The following is a 19,510-nucleotide window of genomic DNA, read 5'->3' as shown; positions in this document are numbered from 1 at the left end:
TTTTATTCAACTATCAGGATTTGACACAAAACTCTAAACAGTCTCAAGCTAGTTGATAAAATTAACTAGCTTAAAGTACAATTTTTTAATTTATTAGTTTTGTAGCTCATTAGTCAATATTTGAAAATCTATGTTTACCTGTATTTATAAAAAACTACAAAAACTTTCCCAATCAGCAAGATAAATATAGCTAGTTCCTTCTTTTACCCCATAATCCCAACAAACCGCTTCAAAACAAGCAACTTTTTCCATAATCTTTCTTTTTAAAATCGGTGATTTAATATCTTCAAATTTCAAATGTTTATACGGATTTTTATTAATCTTCCCATTTTCTAAATCTTCTCTTTGTTTTTTATCTTTAATTTATTTTCATAAATTTTTATTATTTCTTCTACTTTTCCAATTTCTTCATCAATTTTAATTATTTTTTCATAATTGCCAACATATTTAGGTCTTTGGAAATTTACCAAATTCATTAATTGATTATTGAAAAATTCTAATTTTTCATTTATATCATCAAATTCTTTTTGCTCTTTACATATATTTTTTGCTTCTTCCAAACTTTCATTATATTGTTCTTTTATCGTTTCATTATATTCTTCTTTTAATTGTTTTAAATCTAATTCATCATTAATATATACACCATCTGATGTAATATAAATATCGTGTTTTTGAGTTATTAATGAGTTGTTAATTTCATTAGAACTGTAATCATAATTCAATGCAATAAAAATATCTCCTTCATTATCATAAGCCATATACGGCGTAAAATCTTCAATATCAAGGGCATTAATTATTTCTTTTGCGATAACTTTTTGTTTTTCTTGATTTCTTTCTTTTTCTAATTCAACAATTTTTGCAAAAACTTCACTTGTAATTTTATTTTCAATATTTCTTTTCATAACCACACCTTTTATTTAATATATTATATTTCTATTCTTAAAACTTTTACCCATTGACCATTACCACTTTCACTTGGATAACCTAAAGGATTACAAATACATCTAACATTATGTTCTTTATAATCCATCTCTTCATGAGTATGACCAAATATCCAATATTTCATAGTTCCATCTTTTAGATACTTTTCACCATCAAAAGAAAAAAAAGTATTTGATGGAGATTTTTGGTATCTAATACTAAAATGTTCATCTTTTGCAGATGGATTTATATGAGTAATCATCACATCACAATTTTTATAAACTCTCTCTATTTTTGGTCTTTCTATTTCAAATATATCATCAAAATTTTCTACACCAATTAGACATTTTGCATCATTCATACAGTTTTGCCACATAATATTTGTTGATTTTTTTGGAAAAGATTCAGTTGGATATTGTTTCCACAAATATCCACCATTATACCAACCATCACATCCACCAAATCTAATTCCATCTATTTCAACTACAAATCCATCAAGACAATAGATTCCTTTTTCTTGATTAATTAAATCTCTCATATTTTCAGCTCTTGCAAAAGAGTCTTTAAATATTGATTTATCTTCTTTATTTAGTAAGTAGTAATCATGATTACCTAATACACAAATTATATTTTTATAGAACTGTTTTAAAATTTTTAATATCTTAATATTTTGAGTATTGTTATGACCAATATCACCTGCGATTATTAATACATCTGCAATATCTTCAAAATTAATAATATTTTTAAAAAATTTAACTACATCATCTTCATTATATTTTTGGTAGAAGTAAAAATCAAAGTGAGTATCACTTAATATATCTAGTTTCATTTTTATGCCCCATTCCTAAACCCATTAATTCCCCTTAAAGCGATTTTGAAATCTTCTTCAATCTCTTTTTTCTCTTGTTTAAATTGTTCTATGATTTTTCTATTCTCTTCGATTCTTTCATTCATTTCTCCTATTGCATAAGCTAATGCAATTATTTTCTTTTTATCTTCAACCTTAAAATTTCTCAATTCAAAGTTAGCTATTAATTCTTCAATACTTTTTTCATCTTCTAATATTGGGCTATCATCCATCTTTTCATAAAAATCAACTTCTATTTTTTCTCCATTTTCAAAAACCTTATAGATTTTATTCTCTTCAAATAGTTTTGCATCAAACTTTAGATAAAAATCATCATTTATATATCCATCTATACAATCATATACATCTATATTTTTTTGATAAATGATTTCTATATTAAATAAATCTTCATCATTTATAAGTATTGGTGTTGCAAAGTATGACCTAAAATGACTATCTATATATTCATATGTCTCTTCTAAATCATTTGTATTTGTTGCAAATGAGCATCTTGTTATTATATTTTCAATTAATTCATCATATTTATTAGATGTAAGTTTGTTTTTTAGTAATACATCAGATTGAGTTGCAAAAATATATTCAAATCTTGATTCTCTACAAATATCTGTTTGTGGTAAATAATCTTTATGTAAAATCTTTTGAGCTTCATCTATGATAATTGATACAGGTTTTAAATTTTTCTCATTTATTCTTTGTAATGATGAATATATCCCTAAATTTATTAGATTTAAACTGTTTTCTGTTAAATTAGAAACATCAATTATTATAATCTTTCCACTTCTTAAACTATTTACAATATCAAACTCATCTTTATTCAAAAAATCATATGATGCTGCATTTACTGTATATGAAGCTAAATGACTAACAACTGCATTTCTTCCTGCATCATCACCATCATCTGCTAATTCATAGTTTGATAATAGTTCTAAATTCTCTTTTAACTCTTCTAGTTTTTTAGAAATAGTATCTATTAAGTATGTATTATCAGTCTTATTTAAAACATTTTCAAATTCTAAATGTATTAATTTTAATTTAGATTTTTTATAATCTAATAGAAATTTTTTTAGATTGCTTGGTTTATTTACTATTTTATGAATCTTCTTTATATTTATCTCATTTTTATACTCATTCTCTAATAGTTTATTTATTTGAGTGTATATATATTTTTCAAGTTTTAAAATATTATAAACTCCCTCTAATAAGTTTCTTGAAGCAATATCCCAAAAATCTGTTTTTGCTTCAGTATTTGATTGTACTATCTCTAAAAATTGTTTTGTAGTTAGATACTTAAGTATATTTATGTTTTTTCCCCAAGGTTTTCCAATTTCTATAACATCATCTAATCTATTATATTTATTTGCAAGATATTTTACTTGTAAATGTAAATTTCCTTTAAAATCATATATCAAAATTCCATAATCAGATTTTATTCTATCTTCTACTATTGGTAATATTGCACCTGTTGTTTTTCCACTTCCTGTTCTTCCAAAAAATATGGCATTAGTAAAATCTTTTGGAACTTCTATGCTTTTTACATATTTTCCTCTTGGAGTATTAAATCCCATTTTCATCATATTCTCCTAATTATAGTTTTTCATAAAAGCATAATATAAAAAGTTTTCTTAATATAGTATTAATCGTTAAACGATTTAAACTAGTTTATTAAAAGAAAGTTTTTGCTAAAATACAATTTTATTAGGAGAACATATGACTAAATTTATTTATAGATTAGATTTAACACCGGAGGAACTGAAAGAATTCAAAGATAAATTAGATGTAGAGTTATTAATTAAATTTAAAAAAATTGAAATTTCAGAAAAAAAAATTGATTCAATGAAAAAAGCTTCTTCTGTAAAAATTGAAGCAACAAGAAGAAAATTTGAAAATAGTTTATTACGACTAAAAGAACAAAAAATAGAACCAACTCAATATAACTTAAGAAAATATGCAAATATTTCATATACCACTTCAAAAAAATATTTAGAACTTTTAAAAATAGCAGAAAATAATATAAAAGGTATTTCAAAAAATAATCATAGAGTTTTAGATGAAAAAGAAATAGCAGAATTAGAAATTAATGATAAATGTATATATGAACTTGAAAAATTTTTATTAGATGAAATGGAAAATTAGAATCTGTACTAGTGCAATTAAATTAAATTTAAAGCATAGCCAAATAATTTATTTTTAATAATATATTTGTGATAGTTTTACTTTATTTATATTCTAAAATTGCACCTGTAATATCTTTTAATTTAATATTTTATTACTCTTATTGAACCCCAATACTTTTAAACACTGCATCTATTGGATCTGAATAAATAAGTAATTGAAATTTACTCAATAATTCAGGGGGAACTTTTCCTATATGAATCATATCAACAACTGGAATTAAAACTTTTTTTGCACCAGAATCACTTGCAATTTGAAGTGCATCAGGCAATGAATCAGTTCCAATAACTGTTCCACCAATAGAAAATGAACCTAAAATAACAGTTTGAGATAATATAGGTCTTTCTAATATTCCACTACAAAGTGAAATAAATACAGCAAGTGAAATACCTTTTGATTTTCCGATACCATTTAAATCATGCACCTTTAAAAAATAATCATGTTCTTTGTATTTTGCATTGATACTAACTCTATTTAAATTTGCATTTATATAATTTACAGCTTCTTTTATCTCTTCTTTTACGTCACTTGAACTACTAAAACCTGCACTATCTAGTTTTCCATTTCCAGACATAACTTGTAAATCAAATCTAAATAAACCTTTATGAGAAGTATCAGGATTAGTTGCAACAGTATATAAAGAACCATTTGGTAATTCACCATCAGGAATTAAACTTTTACCACCACTTTCAGGAACATTTACTCTTATTTCATCATTATTTTCCAAATCAATATATGAAAAATTTACATCATAAAATTCCATACCACCAATTTTTTTTAGTTGTTCTTTTATTCTTCTTCTACCAACAAGTGCATACTCAAGTGCAACTCTCACATCTTCTTTTGTATAATTTTCATCAGGAAATAAAAGTTTTAATAAACCACTAACAGTTTTTTTAACAGCTTTTGTATCTCTTTGATTTAAATCTCTTCCTAATTTAAAAAACTTATCAATAGCATTTGAGAAATTGTATTTTTGTAGTTCTCTCATCCATTCAGCCATAAAGTCTGTAATAAAACCATACTCATTTGTAAAAAATTCAGGTCTCATTTTTGGAACTTCCCACCCTGGTAAATAGTGATGGAATCTATCAAAGAAAGCCGTATCAATCATCTCTTTTGGAAATGGACTTAATAAATGTGAAGTTTTAACAATATTTTCTATACTTCCATCAATATTTCCCACGAATATCATAGATGCTTTTGCTATTTTTTGCTCTTTTCCTCTTGCAAATGAACCACTTTCCATATAGTCTTTCATTATTTGAACACCATCTTTATCTTTGAATCTAATACCTGCAACTTCATCAAATGCAACTATATCCCAAAGACCAACTAATCCCATTGTTCTTGAACCCATATTGTAAAACAAGTTAGCAACAGTAGTTTGCCCACCTGATACCAATATAGAGTTTGGTGAAATTTCTTTATATACAAACGATTTACCAGTTCCTCTTGGTCCTAGTTCACACATATTGTAATTGTTTTCTACAAATGGAATTAATCTAGCTAATAAATGCCATCTTGTTTTATCATCTAAATTAGTTGGCTCCATACCAGTTGAACGAATTAAAATATCAATCCATTCTTCATTTGAGAATCTATTTCTATTTTTAACAAACCCTTCAAAATCCATATTAGGCATTTGAATAGGTTTTAAATTTTCTATTCTAAATGGACTACTTTTTGAGTTTTCATCACTAAAATATTCAATAGTCATAATACACCAAATACCACCAGCTAGTAGTTTTTGGTAATTTTTTACATAATCACTCTCTACAAAAATATTTTTGATACCTAAATTTGAAAATTCAGCTTCATAAATATCTTTATTTTCATTTAGTTTTACACTAACTTTATCAATGATTTTATATCTACCCTGCTCTTTAATTCTTGATTTTACAACTTCAGCTTCATCAGGTCTAACATAGTTTTTAGCAAGGATGTCTTTTACTTTTTGAACACCATCTTTTATTTGTTCTTCATTATCAGTAGCACAATACATTCCAAGAAGATATTCAAGTACATAAATAGGAACATTTGCACCATCTTTTATAGATTTTGTTAAATCTTTTCTAACAACAAGTCCTGCATATACTTCATTTAATTTTTCATTTAAACCCATAATAAACCTTTTTAAAACTCATCAAAATCATTAAAGAACGATAATTGTAGTTTAACATCATAAGTTTTATATATTGGTTGTTCACTACTATTTTCAATAACTTTTTTCATAGTAAATTTAATAAATTTTCCACTATATTTATTTGAAATCTCTTTAAATGTAAATCTTAATTTATTTTCTCTATTTCTATTTTCTTCATCACTACTATTTAAAGTGATTTTATGTTTATCACTAAGTTCAACTCCATCTTCACTATAAAAACCACAAACAAGAGTAATTGGTTTTACTTTATCACTTATTGGCTCTTCTTGATAAATTGATACATTTATATTATTTGTTGTAATTGTTGAAATTGGCATTATTGTAGCTTCAACTTCACTAATTACATTTTTTCTTTGATATTTAATTTCAAGCAGTGGAATAACTAACTCTTGAAGACTAGCTCCCCCATGAACAAATCTATTACCACCACCTTGTTTCCTGATTTTATTAATTGATTTTGTAATATAAAAATCATTATCACCACTAATTCCTAATTCATCTGAACTAAACTTTTGTGTACAACTATTTTCTTCTAAATTTTTACCAATAACAAATCTTCTATTTACTTTTGAAGTTTCCATAAATGTAGTATCTAATTTACAAAATTCACTATCTTGCGTTGGTGTATTTGTATAAATAAACCCATGATCAGCAGTAACAAATATATTTGTTCCATTTAGATTTACGATTTGTTTTATAATTTTAGTGATTGTACTAAAACTGCTTTCAACAGCATCAAATACTTTTTCTTCGGTTATAGCATCATCACCCATTGCATCTATTTGGTTATGATAAATATAAATTATATTATTTGATTTAACTAATTCTCTTCCACTTTCTCTATTTAGAGTTAAAAACTCTTCATCATTTACTGCAATAGAGTTTATATCTTCACTTTGAAGAATTTTTGTTCTTGCATCTTTCCCTTTTGAGGATTTTCCATCCACATAAACTGTATCATCTGTTGATTTTATTTCAACTTCATTATTTGGTAATAGTGAAGCCATTCCAAGTTGAGTATAAGAAGGAAGTGAGCTTATCATATAGTTTTCTTTTACACTAAAACTTCTACTTTCTGTATTTTCATAAGATATTAATTTTGATAACTCTTTTGCACATTCATATCTTAGTGCATCACTTATAATTACAAATACTTTTTGATTTTTTCCTACTATTTGAGGAACTTTTGATTTGTAAAAACTTCTTTGATGATTTACTATTTTTACAGAGTAATCTTTTACAAAATTTTGCCATTTATCATTTAAAACTCTTAAATATGAGTTTAAATAAGCATCTTCTAAAATACTTAAAGACTTTAGTATCTCTTTATGGCTACTTTGATTATAAAAATAGACAAATTTTCGATAGTTATAATCTATTTCATACCAATATTCACTATATTTATTTATACCATCTTCAAAACTTGAGATATCAACTTTGAAATTGTTTATTCCAAAATAAAGTTTTATTGCATAATTAAATGCTTTATAAATATTCTCATATTTTTCATACCAAAACTTATGTTCTCTTTTATTAAAATAGTTTTCAAACTCTTTTTCATTTATTTTTGAGCTAACAATCAAATCTCTTAATTTTGCAATAACAAGTTGTTCACAAACCTCATAAGTATCACAATCAATAACTTGAGACAACTCATAATTTGAAATAATTGATTGAATATTTAAATCATTTTGCACTTTTAAAGATACAGTTTTAAATAGTTCTTTATGTCTATTACTATCCATCCAATGTTTTACAAAAAGTGTTGCTTCTTTATTTAGCTCACATTTTGATGGCTCAACATTTGAATAAAAATGATTTTGAAGAAGTTTATAAGTTAAATCAGTTATTGATAACTTATCACTTTTATATTTAAACCTACTAGAAATCTCTTTTAATAATTTTTTTGTTAGTTCATATTTATCTAACTCATCTATTAAACTCTCATTTGCAATTAGTTTAAATAAAATCTCTTCAAGTGTTTCATCACAATTTAAAATAATTGCTATCATTTTATTTGTTAATTCTTCATCACTATCTTTTTCTGTAATAATTGATTTATATTTATCAAATCTACTTTTTGCATTGAAAAATGCTTTATGTTCACTAATAAATGCTTTTTTTGTAATATCAAGATCTAGTTCACTAACAATCATACTTATTGGGTCAGCAGAGAATTTATGAAAACTTTGTTCAATATCCAAAAGCCAATTATCTTCCATATTTGGTTCAGCATTTGCAGAATAAATTAGATATTTAGAAGCTTTATCTTCATAAAGTATTTTTACTTTTATTCCAAACTCATTATTATTTAATTCAAGTTTTTTTATATCTAAATTGATTGAATCAAACTCATCTTTTAAACTTCCACCCTCATCATACCAAATGATAATTCTATGCTCTTGAAATAGTGTATTTAATCTTTGTTCAATTTTACTCATTCTATAAATCTTTCTCTTTTAGTATTTTTGATAACTCTTCAAATTTTGCTTTTATATCTTCTATATTTGGTAAAGTTTCTGAATAAACCAATGTTTTAAAATTACTATTATAATAACTATTTAACTCATCTAAAATATTGATATTTTCAAAAATCTTTGTTGAGTGTAATTTTACAATTGCCCAATCAGAACTAAACTGTTTTTGGTCATCTTCTCTTACATTTTCTATCATAATATTCATATCATTACTATTTAAAAATGCTTTTATTTCATCTTCTTGCATTAAGTGGTAAATATCGTAAAAATGTCTTATTTTTTCTTTCAATTGACTATAAAATTCATCACTTTCAAATGAAGCTCTTGCAACTGCACTAATCTTTTCACAAAATGTTCTTTTATAATCCAAAACATTTATTTCAAATGGCTCTAACTGGAAATCAGTAATTAATTTTTTTGCTTCATCACTTTGAGTACTTAAAAAATCAAATATATAACTAGATATAGTTTTACTAACAAATGGATGTGGCTTAGCAAAAGAGTTTAATTCAAGGATTAAATTCTCATTTGCATGTCCAAAATCACCCTCTATTATCTTTGGATATTGATGTACCGTTTTTCTAAACTTTGAACCTTTTGAGGTTTGAGGAGTAATCGTTTCCTCAAAATTTTCATATAGCAAAGCTTTTTCAATATTTTTAATCAAACTCTTAACTGCATTTCCGTCTTTTCCATCAGTTATTATTGCTAAATCAATATCTTCTGAAAATCTATCTATAATTTTATATGCTTTTGATAAGGATGTTCCACCTTTAAAAATTGCAGTTTCTTTATAAGTGCTTTTTGATAACCTATTTAAAATATAAGTTACCCAATAATCTTTTTCAATAAAAACAGCAGGAATGCCAAGCACTCCCGCTGTTGTTTCTATCAAATCATTAAAAGTTTCTTTATCATTATGTAATATCATATAAAATTCCAGTATTTTCTATCTTTAATAACATCTTCTTCTATTTTTAATTTATAATTTGTCATTGGATTTAGAGTTGATTTCAACTCATAAGCACAATTTTTATTTCCTATCTCTTTAAAAATCGCACCTAAAACTGCTCTTGTTCTTGGAGTATATTTCAAAGCAAATTTTGTAAGCTTATTTTGATTTTCTAAAGATTCTTTTTTTATAATCTCTTTTAAATATTTAACTACTTCATTTGGTGTTGTTGCAGGTATTTTATTTATATCTTTTATAGCATCAAGTATCTGAACTAAATAAATCTCATCATCATTTACATCAACTCTTTTTGGTATAAATTTTAGATTTATATTATCTATTTTTACCTTTCTATATATTCCATTTGTTGCTATTACAGTTTCATTTGAAACTTGAGTAGTAAGTCCTAGTTTTCTAAAGCTATTTGCACCTGTTTCATAACTATTTGTTTCATCTGATTTTAGATAGCTTTTTATTTTATCATTTGTATTTGGAGCAACTTCTCCAAACACTCTAATTTTTGGTTTATAAAATTTTCCTTTTGAAATTTTTTTTATAATACCTTTTTTAAAAAGTCGGCTAAGTTCAATAGCAGCCGATGTTTTATTTAAACATGGTATATCATCATAAGTAAATAGTTTTGCACCTTCAATATTTGTCACAAAATCTCTTGTTATCTTTGCTACTGACATCTTAACCTCCTTTTCTTTTTTGATATTGTAATTATACAATATTTTGAAATGTTTTTCAAATAAAAAACATTTTATTTTAAGTAATATTTAATATTAATTACTCTTTATCCAACCCTTTTATAGGATATAAAACTTCTTTAAATTTATTGTAATTTACCTTTACACCATCATCTAAATCAATATCAACTCTATTTTGTGCAAAAGAAGTTAAATTATCTCTATCAAAAGAGATTAGTTCTTTTAGTTTTAATTCAATATTTTTTATTCTTTTATCTGCTTCATTTTTATCTTTATTTGTTGCATTTTCATTTAGAATTGTTTGTTTTTGAATCTCTTTTGTACCCTCTAATTTAGTGATATATTCTCTTAAATAGTTGTTTTGAACTCTTGCAAACAAATCATTTGTGTATCTGTGCATATAACAGAGACTCATAAAACCTTTTTTAGGGCTTGAAACCATCCAATAAATAGGTCTTTTTTTATATCGTTTGATATGGTCTTCATAAAAATCTTTTACCATATAAGCTCTGATAGTTTTTCCCAAACATTTTTCTATAAAATTGATATTTTCACTTAAACTTTCACTTCCAAATGTTGTTTTTACAAAGTTGATTATTCTACTTGCTATATCATCACTAAAATAGTCATCTTCTAAAACAGGAATTACATTATCATCATCTATTTCAAATGTGGTATCTTTTGGATAATCTTGATTTAGATTTGCCACAACTAAACCATCACTGTCTATTGAGTATCTTCCAAACATAACCCCAACAGCATAAGATATAAACTGTTTCATAATCTCATCTGCTTTAAACTCTAATTCATTATTGTCATTGATGATTGATTCACTTTTTAAGATAGTTATGTCTTTTAGAGCTACATCAGGTGTTAGCTCATCGCCAAGTTCATAAATATCTATAAATAGTCTATTTAACTCTTCTTCATTTGCGTGAAGTTTATAGAACTTCTCTTTCCAATATGAACAATAGTTATTGTAAGCAGTTTCTATTTTAGAATCTGATTTGTGTTTTAGAAGTTCATTTTCTGTGAAATCCCAAGATATTTCTCTGCTATCCCACTCTTCTTTTGAAATATCTACACATTCTTGAGTTAAGGTGTCTATATTATTAATAAATCCATTTGTTATATTTATTGGTAAATTACCAATATTCCAAGCTTGATAATTAATTGTAGGATTTATTGCATTCAATAAAAAATTTGCTATCTTAGAATTTAAAAATGCAGAAATACCTAAAAGGTTACTTTCATTATTTGGAAAAGCGGCAGAACCTGAAGCATCAAATAAAGAACCATTAAATGAAATTCTAACAGTAAATAATCCAGATGTAACTGCTGACCAATTTGCATTAGGTTTGAAAATATATTCTTCATTAAATGCATGTGCAGGAACTTTTCCATTACTATCTGTTGTAGTCTTTAATAAAAATCCATCATTTTCCCAAATTACAATATATTCATTATTTCCGAACCATTTTCTTGCTGCCCCACCTTTTTGATAGGGAAACCACTTGTAAACACTTTCAAGTGCATCTTGCCGATTAGAAAAAGAAAAACCAATTTTATTATAATTTATTTCTTGCCATAATTTTACAAATAATTCATTGTTTCCAGTAATCATTCCAGCTCTTGGTGTTGCGTATTTATGTAATTTAGGAATATTTTTAAAATTATCAAAAATTTTATCACTCACCCAATAAGCAATAGGACTTCCAGGGATTTTTGCAAAATCATCTTGTTTTGCTTCATATCTATTTTCACTCTTAAAAAACCCTTGTTCTTTGCTGTCACTGTCTTTGTAGTCTGTTAGTCTTATGTATGTTGCCATTTAGTTTTCCTCATTTTCAAGCTGTTCATAAAGTTCATTCATTTTTTGTTGTAGTATCTCTTTTGGGATAAGTTTTGTTTTGTATTGCGATATTATCGTTGGACTTAGTGTTCGACTAAGTGCGTACTCTACTACTTCATCATTTTTTTCTCTACAAAGAAGCACTCCAATACTTGGATTTTCTTGGGGCTGTTTTACATCTCTATCAAGTGCTTCAAGATAAAACTCCAACTGTCCCAAATCACTTGGTTTAAACTTGCCAACTTTTAGCTCAAATGCCACCAAACACTGTAAAGTTCTATGGAAAAAAAGCAAATCAATATAAAAATCTTCATTCCCCACTTGCACACGATACTCTTGTCCTATAAAAGCAAAACCCAGACCAAGCTCTAAGATAAACTCTTTTAGTGAACCTATAAGTCCATTTTGTAAATCTTTTTCTTTATGATTATGTGGTAAATCCAAAAAGTCCACAATATAGCTATCTTTAAACACTCCACTTACATTTTGAGGTAATTCTTTTAGTACGGTTGAGAGTTTTTTATCAGCTATCATCGTTCGTTCAAAAGTTGATGTGTTGATTTGTTTGTCAAGTTCTCTGTAGGAATATCTATTTTTAATAGATAAAACAAGATAGAACTCCCTCTCTTCTATGGTTTGTAAGCTCATTATCCTTCGATTATTGCTCCAAGAAATTTCTCTACACAGTGTGTAGAGTTTTTCATCTTCTTTGTAAGTTTCAAAAAACTGTTTCATAAGCCATAAGTTTTTATCTCCAAACCCTTTTGAAGTTGGGTCTTTTTCTTTTAAGAAAGTTGCCAACTCTTTGACTACACCTTTACCCCAATTTTCTTGTGTAGTTTTTGTAGATATATATTTTCCTATCTCCCAATAAAGCTCGATAAGAATAGTATTAACACTGCTATATGCTTTTTGTTTAGCATTTTGTATTTGGCTTAGTACGGTTTGAAAATCTTTATTGATGATTTGATTTTTATCCATTATTTATTCTCAACTTTCTGAATATAAATTTTATTATTAGTTGCCAATAGTGGTATTAATAGATTAAGTTTTTCAATTATAAATTTTGTATTTTCATTAAACTTTTGAGGGTCATCAACAATAATTGATTGCGTGTAATTATAAAGTATTCCAATACTTTCAGATAACCTTAACCTAACAAATAACAAATAATTTGATTCATCATCGGTTAGATTTTTTATTATTTCTTTATCGTCAATCTTATCAAGTTTTTTTTCTAAAATTAACAGCAAAGTATTGTGAGTATTTATTCTAAAAGTTCCTATGTCTGTGTCTTTATATCTATTTAATACAGACAATATGTCATTTAAATTTTGAAATAAATAAATAATATTTGATTTTTTTTCAGACTCTTTCTTCTTTTCTTCATTATTATTTGTATTTTCTATATTCAACATCACAGAGTAAGAAGCTAATAATGCAGATATTAAAATACCTAATGCACTAATTAATCCAATAATTCTTTCACCATTACCTATAAAAAATTGAAATAAAATAGTAAAAAATACCACTATTAAAATACTAAAAGCAACTATTTTTAAATAATTTAAAATTTCTTTTGTGGTTAATTTCTTTATTTCTTCCAGTTGATTTTTTACTTTTGTAATAATTTCCATTTTATACCTTTAATATTTTTCTAATCTCTAATCTATATTTTTTGTAACTTTCTTTTGTTTTAATACATAATTCTAAAAGCTTTTCTTCCTTTTCTTCATAATTAGACTTACTTTCTTGTTTACCATTCCAATTTCTATCAACATTTCCTTCTGGGTACATACAAAACTTAGTATTATCGGAAGTTTGATAATCTGGAAAAATAAAAAAATGAGTTGAATAGAAATATTGAAGTTTTTCTAAATCTTTTTTTAAAGTAGTTATATGACAATTTAATTCTTTGTATTCATATATATTACTTGTATCTTCAAAAAAAGACAAAAATGAGTTTAATCTATTATCTTGATTACTTCTATATGAATGGTTAGATTCTAAATCTCCAATAAGTTCATTAATTTGTTTTTCTGATAAAACAGCATCTGATTGTTTAAAAATGTTACTATCAAATTTTATTTGCTTATTCTCTTTTTCTTTTAAAATTGGATAAAATTTAAAATATGTTGCAATTGAACCTGCAGCAAAACCTCCTATTACATACAAAGCATCTTGATATTTAATAAGATATTCTAAAAATCTTTCTATCATCTTAAACCTCTGATTTCTCTATTCTCATCTAAATCATCAAGATTTATTTTAAAATAAACACCTTTTGTGTTTGCATCAGGTTTCTTTTTATTAAATACTGTTGCTGATGTTCCAAATGCTATTCCCATTACCATATTATCAAGGTGTGCCATTGTAGAAATAGAATAATTTTTAAGTAATTTTTCTCTCATTTTTTCATAAGAACTTAAAAACATCCAAGATTGCATTGTAATCATTGCCATATAACCTAAATCTTTTGTTATTTCAAATCCTCTTTCCATAAAGACAGCAAATAAATCAGATTTACTATCAGGATAGTTTTTCTTCACAAAATCTCCCAACTCTGCATTCATACCTTTTCCACCCATATATGGTGGATTTGTAACTACACATGAGTAAGTTGAAGTTAAAATTTTTAGTTGTAAATCATATTGGGCATTGCTTTGTGAAAATATCCCATCATCAAAACTTTGTATATCTTTTGGAGCTAATAATGAACCAAAGTTTTTGATTCCTTTAAACTCTTGTGTTCCAAACTCTTGAAGTTCTACGATATTTGGATTTGTAGATTTTTTGAAAAATCTTCTATGATATAATCTTGCTTTCATGGTAAGTGCAAAATTTGCAAGTGTTGCTGCTCTTTTGTCTATATCACATCCAAAAAGATTGTTTTCTAAAATCAATGTTGGAATTTCACTTTTACTATAACCTTCTTCTTCATATATCAAAGTTAGTAAATCAAAAGCATAAGTTAGTACATGCCCACTTCCACAACAAGGATCTATTAAAGTTAATTCTTGTGGTGTTGAGATTTTTAAAAATGTATCTGTTGGAGTATCTTCATCAATATAGTATTTCATACTATCTTTTAAAGATGAGTTTGGATGATTTAGCATCCAAAGTTTTCCAAGTGAATTTTCAACCATATATTTTACAATCCAATGTGGTGTAAAAAGTTGAGTTGCAGCAGGAATATTTGATGGTGTGATTTTTACATTTTTCTTTAATTTTTCAAATACATCATCTTTTTTTTCAGAAATATAAAACTGATATAACCATCCAATAACTTCAATATCAGCACAGTTTTCTTCACTCATCCCTTCTATTACTTTTGTTCTAATAGAGTTTGTTGATAATAAATCATCGGGTAAAAGTAGTTCAGAATAATCAGAGATTGACTCAAACATAAAAGGCATGATAGAAGAGTAGTAGTTACAAGTAGAGATAAATAGCATTTTATAGCACTCATTGTCGCCGTCTTTACTCTCTACTTTTTTATCTAAAATATTAAAAAATTGAGTTCTATCTATGTTTAAATCTTCACTTATATTTCCTGATTTTGCTTCTGTGAATATTGCAGGAATTATATGTCCATCAAGAGGTGAGATTACTTTTGTATCTGTAATATCATTTACATCCATAAATCTTAAAGCAACAAGTCTATTAAACCAAGTATATGCTACTTCCTCTATAAAATCTTCATATTTTGTTTTATCTAATTTTTCAGCAGTTGTACATCTGTTTATAATCTCTTTAATAGATGATTCATGTGATTTAAACTCAATAGGAAGATTTGAAATATCAAGCTTTAAAAAGTAATCTACTTTTGTTTTTACTAAACTTAATAATTCAATTCTGATATTTGTTGCAAACTTTTTTAATACTGATTTGTTCATACTCTTTCCTATAATGTAATTTCTCTACCGCTATTTATCTCTTCAATCATCTTTGATTTTAATTCATTTATAAACTCTTCCACATCATTTACTGTTTCAAGAGTATATTTGTTTTTTGGTTTGATTTTATCAAATCTAGTTCTTACTTTTTGAGGTATATATTTATCTTTTGTTGGTAACAACTCTAAGATTTTTTCATTTGCATTATCAAACTCTTTTTCTAAACTCTCATTATTAACCCTTTGATTTATAAAGTCAATGTTATTTGAGTTTTGAATATTCGCTTTTATGTTTTGTAGTGGTCTAATAACAGAACTTTTATCGCCCTCTATTTTTGAAAATTCTTCAAGGGATTGGATTTTTACTATTAGTTCATCTACTTTTGCTAATGCTTCATTTTTTACACTTTCTATCATAGGAGTTAGTTGTTCTTGTATAACTTTTAATGATGATTTAGCAGTTTGGATTTTATTACCTTTGAAAGGTGTTTTGTCGTCCATTAAAGCATATAAATCATTGATTTTAGTATCTTTGATATGATATAAATTATCTTTATTTGTAGAGATAAATGAAGCTATTTCATCATAGATTTTTTTCTTATCTCCCTCCATAAATTCAAATAATGAATCTAATAAATCATCTTTTAAATCTAATAAATCATCTTCATATTTTTTTATATCTGTAAAGAAATTGTCATAATCTAGTTTTTCATAAACTTTTATTTTTTCAATTGCTTGTTTGAAACTGTCTCTAAATGGATATGAATGAGAAAAAAATGAGTTTAGTTTTGATAGGGTCATATCATACTCTTTATTTGCTAACTCTATTATCTCTCTTGCACTTGTTGATGTAAAGTTTCCATTTGGGAAAAACTCTTTTAAAATATCTTTTGCTGCTTTTATATCTTTATCATCAATCTTTTCAACAACAGAAACTATGATATTTGATTGTTCTCTATTGTTACTTAATATACTTAATATTTCTGATTTTGTAAGAGGATTTGAGTTCTTCTTTAAATCAACTCTTTTTTTCATATACATTGAAGCAACAAGACATAAAATAGCACTTTGATACCAACCATAAGGTTTAATACTATATTGCTCTAAAAGTTTTGAAACAGTTACATTTTGATGTGAAGTTTTTTGTCTTTTTAAATAGTTAAATATTTCATTCTCTGGTTCATTTAAAGCATCATCACTACCTGTTAATAAATCATCACTTTGCATTAAAATAGTTTTTATATCCGTTTCATTATAGATTCTATTAAGCATAGTAATATTTGGATAAACAACTGGTATTGCTTCATTAAATGCCTTATCAATAAGAAGTCTTGGGTCACTTGATTTAATATCTAATAAACTACCATTGAAATAAATTTTTGCATTTGAAAACATATCTTTTAAATCAGATTGTAATTTATCTCTTCTTTTGTAGTTATCACTTGATTTATTAAATAATAGATTGTTTTCTGTATCTGTTAAATTTCCATTTCTCTTTTGAGGAATAAATTTTTCAGTTTTTACAAATAGTTCTAAATCTTTTATAAAATCAAAATTTGGCTCTAAATAAACAATTACATCCCTATCACCAATTGATTTTCCAAATAATCTTTCACTTGAATAATCATCACTTGTTAATGGTGTAATGATATTTAAAGTAAGCTCTTCATCTTTTCCTTTAACCAAAGTATCATCAATTTTTCTAGCAAAAATATAATCTTGTTTGTTAAAATCAAATCTAACTTTGTTAGTTCTTAGAATATCATCATAAATCCATTTAACTAATTCAGCTGTAACTTCTCTTTGCTCTATTGAAATCTCTTTTATCTCATTTTCAATATCTTTCTCAACATCTGTTAAAAACTCGTAAATATCTCCAATTCTTTGGATAAACACTTGTTCTATTAAAACAGATAAAGCATGAGTAACTCTCTTTTTTAAATCAGAAATATCAAGTTCAACACTATTTACAAGAAGTGTAGTTATATTATCAATACTAGCGTTGAACTCTTTTACATACTTAACCATAAATAGAATTTTAAGAATTTTTACTTCTAAACTATCAATTCCTAAAGAATTGATAGCTTGATTTATTTGTGCTTGTAATTCACCTCGAATAGTAGAGCTTAGTCCATCAAAAAACTTATCAAAAGTAGCTATTGTTCCAATACTTTCTTCACTAACTCTAATAGTTACATTTTGAACAACATCTAACATACTTCTTTCACCAATAGATTGATGCTTTCCTTGAAATGCACTATTTCTTGATAATCCCATGATACAAGATTGGAATAAATCCATTTGATATGGTACAAAAGGATAAATAGAAGCAAAATTCTCACTACTATCATAAGATTTGTATTGTCTTCCTCTATCGCTAAAATGAATAATAGATTTTAAAGAGTTTTGAACTTTATTGTAAATTGAAACTAAATCTTGATGTGAAGTCTCATTTTTATCTAAAAGTCTTTTTTGAATAACTTCATTTGCGTTTTGAGATGTAAGATTTAATTTAACTTTAAATCTTCCCATGATTTTAGAGAAGTCAAATTCTGTTGATTTTTGATTTGCTACAAGGTCATTTACAGCACTTTGTGATGTTACAATTACCCATGCTTGACCTTTGCAAACTGTTGCTAGTGTTTCTACTATTGTTTGAAGATTTAACATAAGTTTTGTGTTATCACCAATAAATTGTCCTACTTCATCCACACAGAAAATTAATCTATAATTAGGGTCTTGATTATCAATATACTCTTTTACATCTTTTACAAACTCTTCAATAGATAATGAATAATTTTCTTCATATTTATCAATAACTTCACTTGCACTATCAAGTGAAATTCCCTTTACTTCACTTAATGCTTGAGCTACATTATCATTTTCAATAAAAATAGTTTCTCTACCAGTTTCCCAACTTTCACCACTAAGTTCTTGAAATCTTGTTTTAAAGTTAGTAAATAAACCTTGTTTATCTAAATCACTTTCAAACTTAGCGATATATCCAAACTTAGGATAATATCCTCTCATTTCGTTAAATACTTTCATAAACACAGATAAAATAGCATCATCAGAGTTTTTTGCACCAACTTCTGCCTTTTGGTCAATGTTAAATAAAATAGCATGAGCAGGGATTTTTAAAGCTTTTTCAATATTGTTTTTTAATTCAAAATCTTGTTGAACTTTTTGCATAAACAGTTCACCAATTAAATCAGAATGAACTCTATGATTAGATAATATGTAAGATAAAATTTTTAGTAAGTGAGATTTACCGCTTCCAAAGAAACCACTAATCCAAACACCAATACTTTCAGTTGGTTTTCCAATAGTTGAACTATAAACTTCAAAAAACTCATCTAGTTTTTTAGATAAATCATTTGTTATTACATATTCATCAACTTCAGTAAATACTGATTCATCACTTAAATTATCAGCTTTGATAACCCCTTCAATAGGTCTTTTTATATCTTTTTTAAATACATTTCTAATCACTTTG

14 protein-coding genes are annotated in these 19,510 nt (G+C 25.8%); 1 reads left to right on the top strand and 13 read right to left on the bottom strand.

Features of this window, described 5'->3' with window-relative positions:
- Positions 1-332 precede the first annotated feature (332 nt).
- From ADFLV_RS07240 to ADFLV_RS07230, 3 genes are read right to left on the bottom strand one after another with little or no spacing between them, the layout of a single operon-like run.
- On the bottom strand, positions 333-902 hold the full coding sequence (locus ADFLV_RS07240; protein WP_129011486.1) for a hypothetical protein: 570 nt from the start codon (positions 900-902) through the stop codon (positions 333-335).
- Between the two features lie 23 nt (positions 903-925).
- On the bottom strand, positions 926-1,750 hold the full coding sequence (locus ADFLV_RS07235) for a metallophosphoesterase (protein ID WP_129011487.1): 825 nt from the start codon (positions 1,748-1,750) through the stop codon (positions 926-928).
- A gap of 2 nt (positions 1,751-1,752) precedes the next feature.
- Positions 1,753-3,360 (bottom strand): type IV secretory system conjugative DNA transfer family protein, encoded by a 1,608-nt coding sequence (locus ADFLV_RS07230; RefSeq protein WP_129011488.1) that lies wholly within the window; start codon positions 3,358-3,360, stop codon positions 1,753-1,755.
- A 136-nt stretch (positions 3,361-3,496) separates the two neighbouring features.
- Between ADFLV_RS07230 and ADFLV_RS07225 the strand changes: the two genes are divergently transcribed.
- Positions 3,497-3,922, top strand: coding sequence for a hypothetical protein (locus ADFLV_RS07225; protein ID WP_129011489.1), 426 nt, complete (start codon positions 3,497-3,499; stop codon positions 3,920-3,922).
- 139 nt (positions 3,923-4,061) lie between these two features.
- Here the strand turns inward: ADFLV_RS07225 and brxL are convergent, their stop codons facing one another.
- The 10 genes from brxL to brxC form a co-directional block, all read right to left on the bottom strand.
- On the bottom strand, positions 4,062-6,086 hold the full coding sequence (gene brxL / locus ADFLV_RS07220) for a protease Lon-related BREX system protein BrxL (protein WP_129011490.1): 2,025 nt from the start codon (positions 6,084-6,086) through the stop codon (positions 4,062-4,064).
- An 11-nt stretch (positions 6,087-6,097) separates the two neighbouring features.
- On the bottom strand, positions 6,098-8,569 hold the full coding sequence (pglZ, locus tag ADFLV_RS07215) for a BREX-1 system phosphatase PglZ type A (RefSeq protein WP_129011491.1): 2,472 nt from the start codon (positions 8,567-8,569) through the stop codon (positions 6,098-6,100).
- Between the two features lies 1 nt (position 8,570).
- A complete protein-coding gene (locus ADFLV_RS07210) occupies positions 8,571-9,536 on the bottom strand; it encodes a nucleotidyl transferase AbiEii/AbiGii toxin family protein (protein WP_129011492.1) in 966 nt (321 codons plus the stop codon).
- Positions 9,533-10,249 carry a DUF6088 family protein gene (locus ADFLV_RS07205; protein ID WP_129011493.1) on the bottom strand — a complete coding sequence of 239 codons (717 nt, stop codon included), beginning with the start codon at positions 10,247-10,249 and terminating at the stop codon, positions 9,533-9,535. Before ADFLV_RS07205 ends, ADFLV_RS07210 begins: the two co-directional genes overlap by 4 nt.
- A 97-nt stretch (positions 10,250-10,346) precedes the next feature.
- The gene (gene pglX / locus ADFLV_RS07200; protein ID WP_129011494.1) at positions 10,347-12,098 is read right to left on the bottom strand and encodes a BREX-1 system adenine-specific DNA-methyltransferase PglX; all 1,752 of its coding nucleotides are present in this window, start codon (positions 12,096-12,098) and stop codon (positions 10,347-10,349) included.
- Positions 12,099-13,100, bottom strand: coding sequence for a PDDEXK nuclease domain-containing protein (locus ADFLV_RS07195; RefSeq protein ID WP_172658767.1), 1,002 nt, complete (start codon positions 13,098-13,100; stop codon positions 12,099-12,101).
- Complete coding sequence (locus ADFLV_RS07190; RefSeq protein WP_129011495.1) at positions 13,100-13,756, bottom strand: hypothetical protein; 657 nt, start codon at positions 13,754-13,756, stop codon at positions 13,100-13,102. The genes ADFLV_RS07195 and ADFLV_RS07190 overlap by 1 nt, the downstream gene beginning before the upstream one ends.
- A gap of 1 nt (position 13,757) precedes the next feature.
- A complete protein-coding gene (locus tag ADFLV_RS07185) occupies positions 13,758-14,339 on the bottom strand; it encodes a hypothetical protein (RefSeq protein ID WP_129011496.1) in 582 nt (193 codons plus the stop codon).
- Positions 14,336-16,015: an Eco57I restriction-modification methylase domain-containing protein gene (locus ADFLV_RS07180; protein WP_129011497.1), complete on the bottom strand. Its 1,680-nt coding sequence runs from the start codon at positions 16,013-16,015 to the stop codon at positions 14,336-14,338. Before ADFLV_RS07180 ends, ADFLV_RS07185 begins: the two co-directional genes overlap by 4 nt.
- Before the next feature lie 8 nt (positions 16,016-16,023).
- A complete protein-coding gene (gene brxC, locus ADFLV_RS07175; RefSeq protein ID WP_164968523.1) occupies positions 16,024-19,506 on the bottom strand; it encodes a BREX system P-loop protein BrxC in 3,483 nt (1,160 codons plus the stop codon).
- Positions 19,507-19,510: the final 4 nt, after the last annotated feature.

Origin of the sequence: Arcobacter defluvii, assembly GCF_013201725.1 — a bacterium.
GTDB lineage: Bacteria > Campylobacterota > Campylobacteria > Campylobacterales > Arcobacteraceae > Aliarcobacter > Aliarcobacter defluvii.
Note: the sequence above shows the minus strand (reverse complement) of the source record. Positions and strands in the feature narration are given on the sequence as shown.

Coding starts and splice junctions, on each gene's coding strand:
- pglX (WP_129011494.1), bottom strand. CDS start 12,098: ATGGCAACATACATAAGACTAACAGACTACAAAGACAGTGACAGCAAA.
- ADFLV_RS07185 (WP_129011496.1), bottom strand. CDS start 14,339: ATGATAGAAAGATTTTTAGAATATCTTATTAAATATCAAGATGCTTTG.
- ADFLV_RS07195 (WP_172658767.1), bottom strand. CDS start 13,100: ATGGATAAAAATCAAATCATCAATAAAGATTTTCAAACCGTACTAAGC.
- ADFLV_RS07180 (WP_129011497.1), bottom strand. CDS start 16,015: ATGAACAAATCAGTATTAAAAAAGTTTGCAACAAATATCAGAATTGAA.
- ADFLV_RS07230 (WP_129011488.1), bottom strand. CDS start 3,360: ATGAAAATGGGATTTAATACTCCAAGAGGAAAATATGTAAAAAGCATA.
- brxL (WP_129011490.1), bottom strand. CDS start 6,086: ATGGGTTTAAATGAAAAATTAAATGAAGTATATGCAGGACTTGTTGTT.
- ADFLV_RS07225 (WP_129011489.1), top strand. CDS start 3,497: ATGACTAAATTTATTTATAGATTAGATTTAACACCGGAGGAACTGAAA.
- pglZ (WP_129011491.1), bottom strand. CDS start 8,569: ATGAGTAAAATTGAACAAAGATTAAATACACTATTTCAAGAGCATAGA.
- ADFLV_RS07235 (WP_129011487.1), bottom strand. CDS start 1,750: ATGAAACTAGATATATTAAGTGATACTCACTTTGATTTTTACTTCTAC.
- ADFLV_RS07210 (WP_129011492.1), bottom strand. CDS start 9,536: ATGATATTACATAATGATAAAGAAACTTTTAATGATTTGATAGAAACA.
- ADFLV_RS07190 (WP_129011495.1), bottom strand. CDS start 13,756: ATGGAAATTATTACAAAAGTAAAAAATCAACTGGAAGAAATAAAGAAA.
- ADFLV_RS07205 (WP_129011493.1), bottom strand. CDS start 10,249: ATGTCAGTAGCAAAGATAACAAGAGATTTTGTGACAAATATTGAAGGT.
- ADFLV_RS07240 (WP_129011486.1), bottom strand. CDS start 902: ATGAAAAGAAATATTGAAAATAAAATTACAAGTGAAGTTTTTGCAAAA.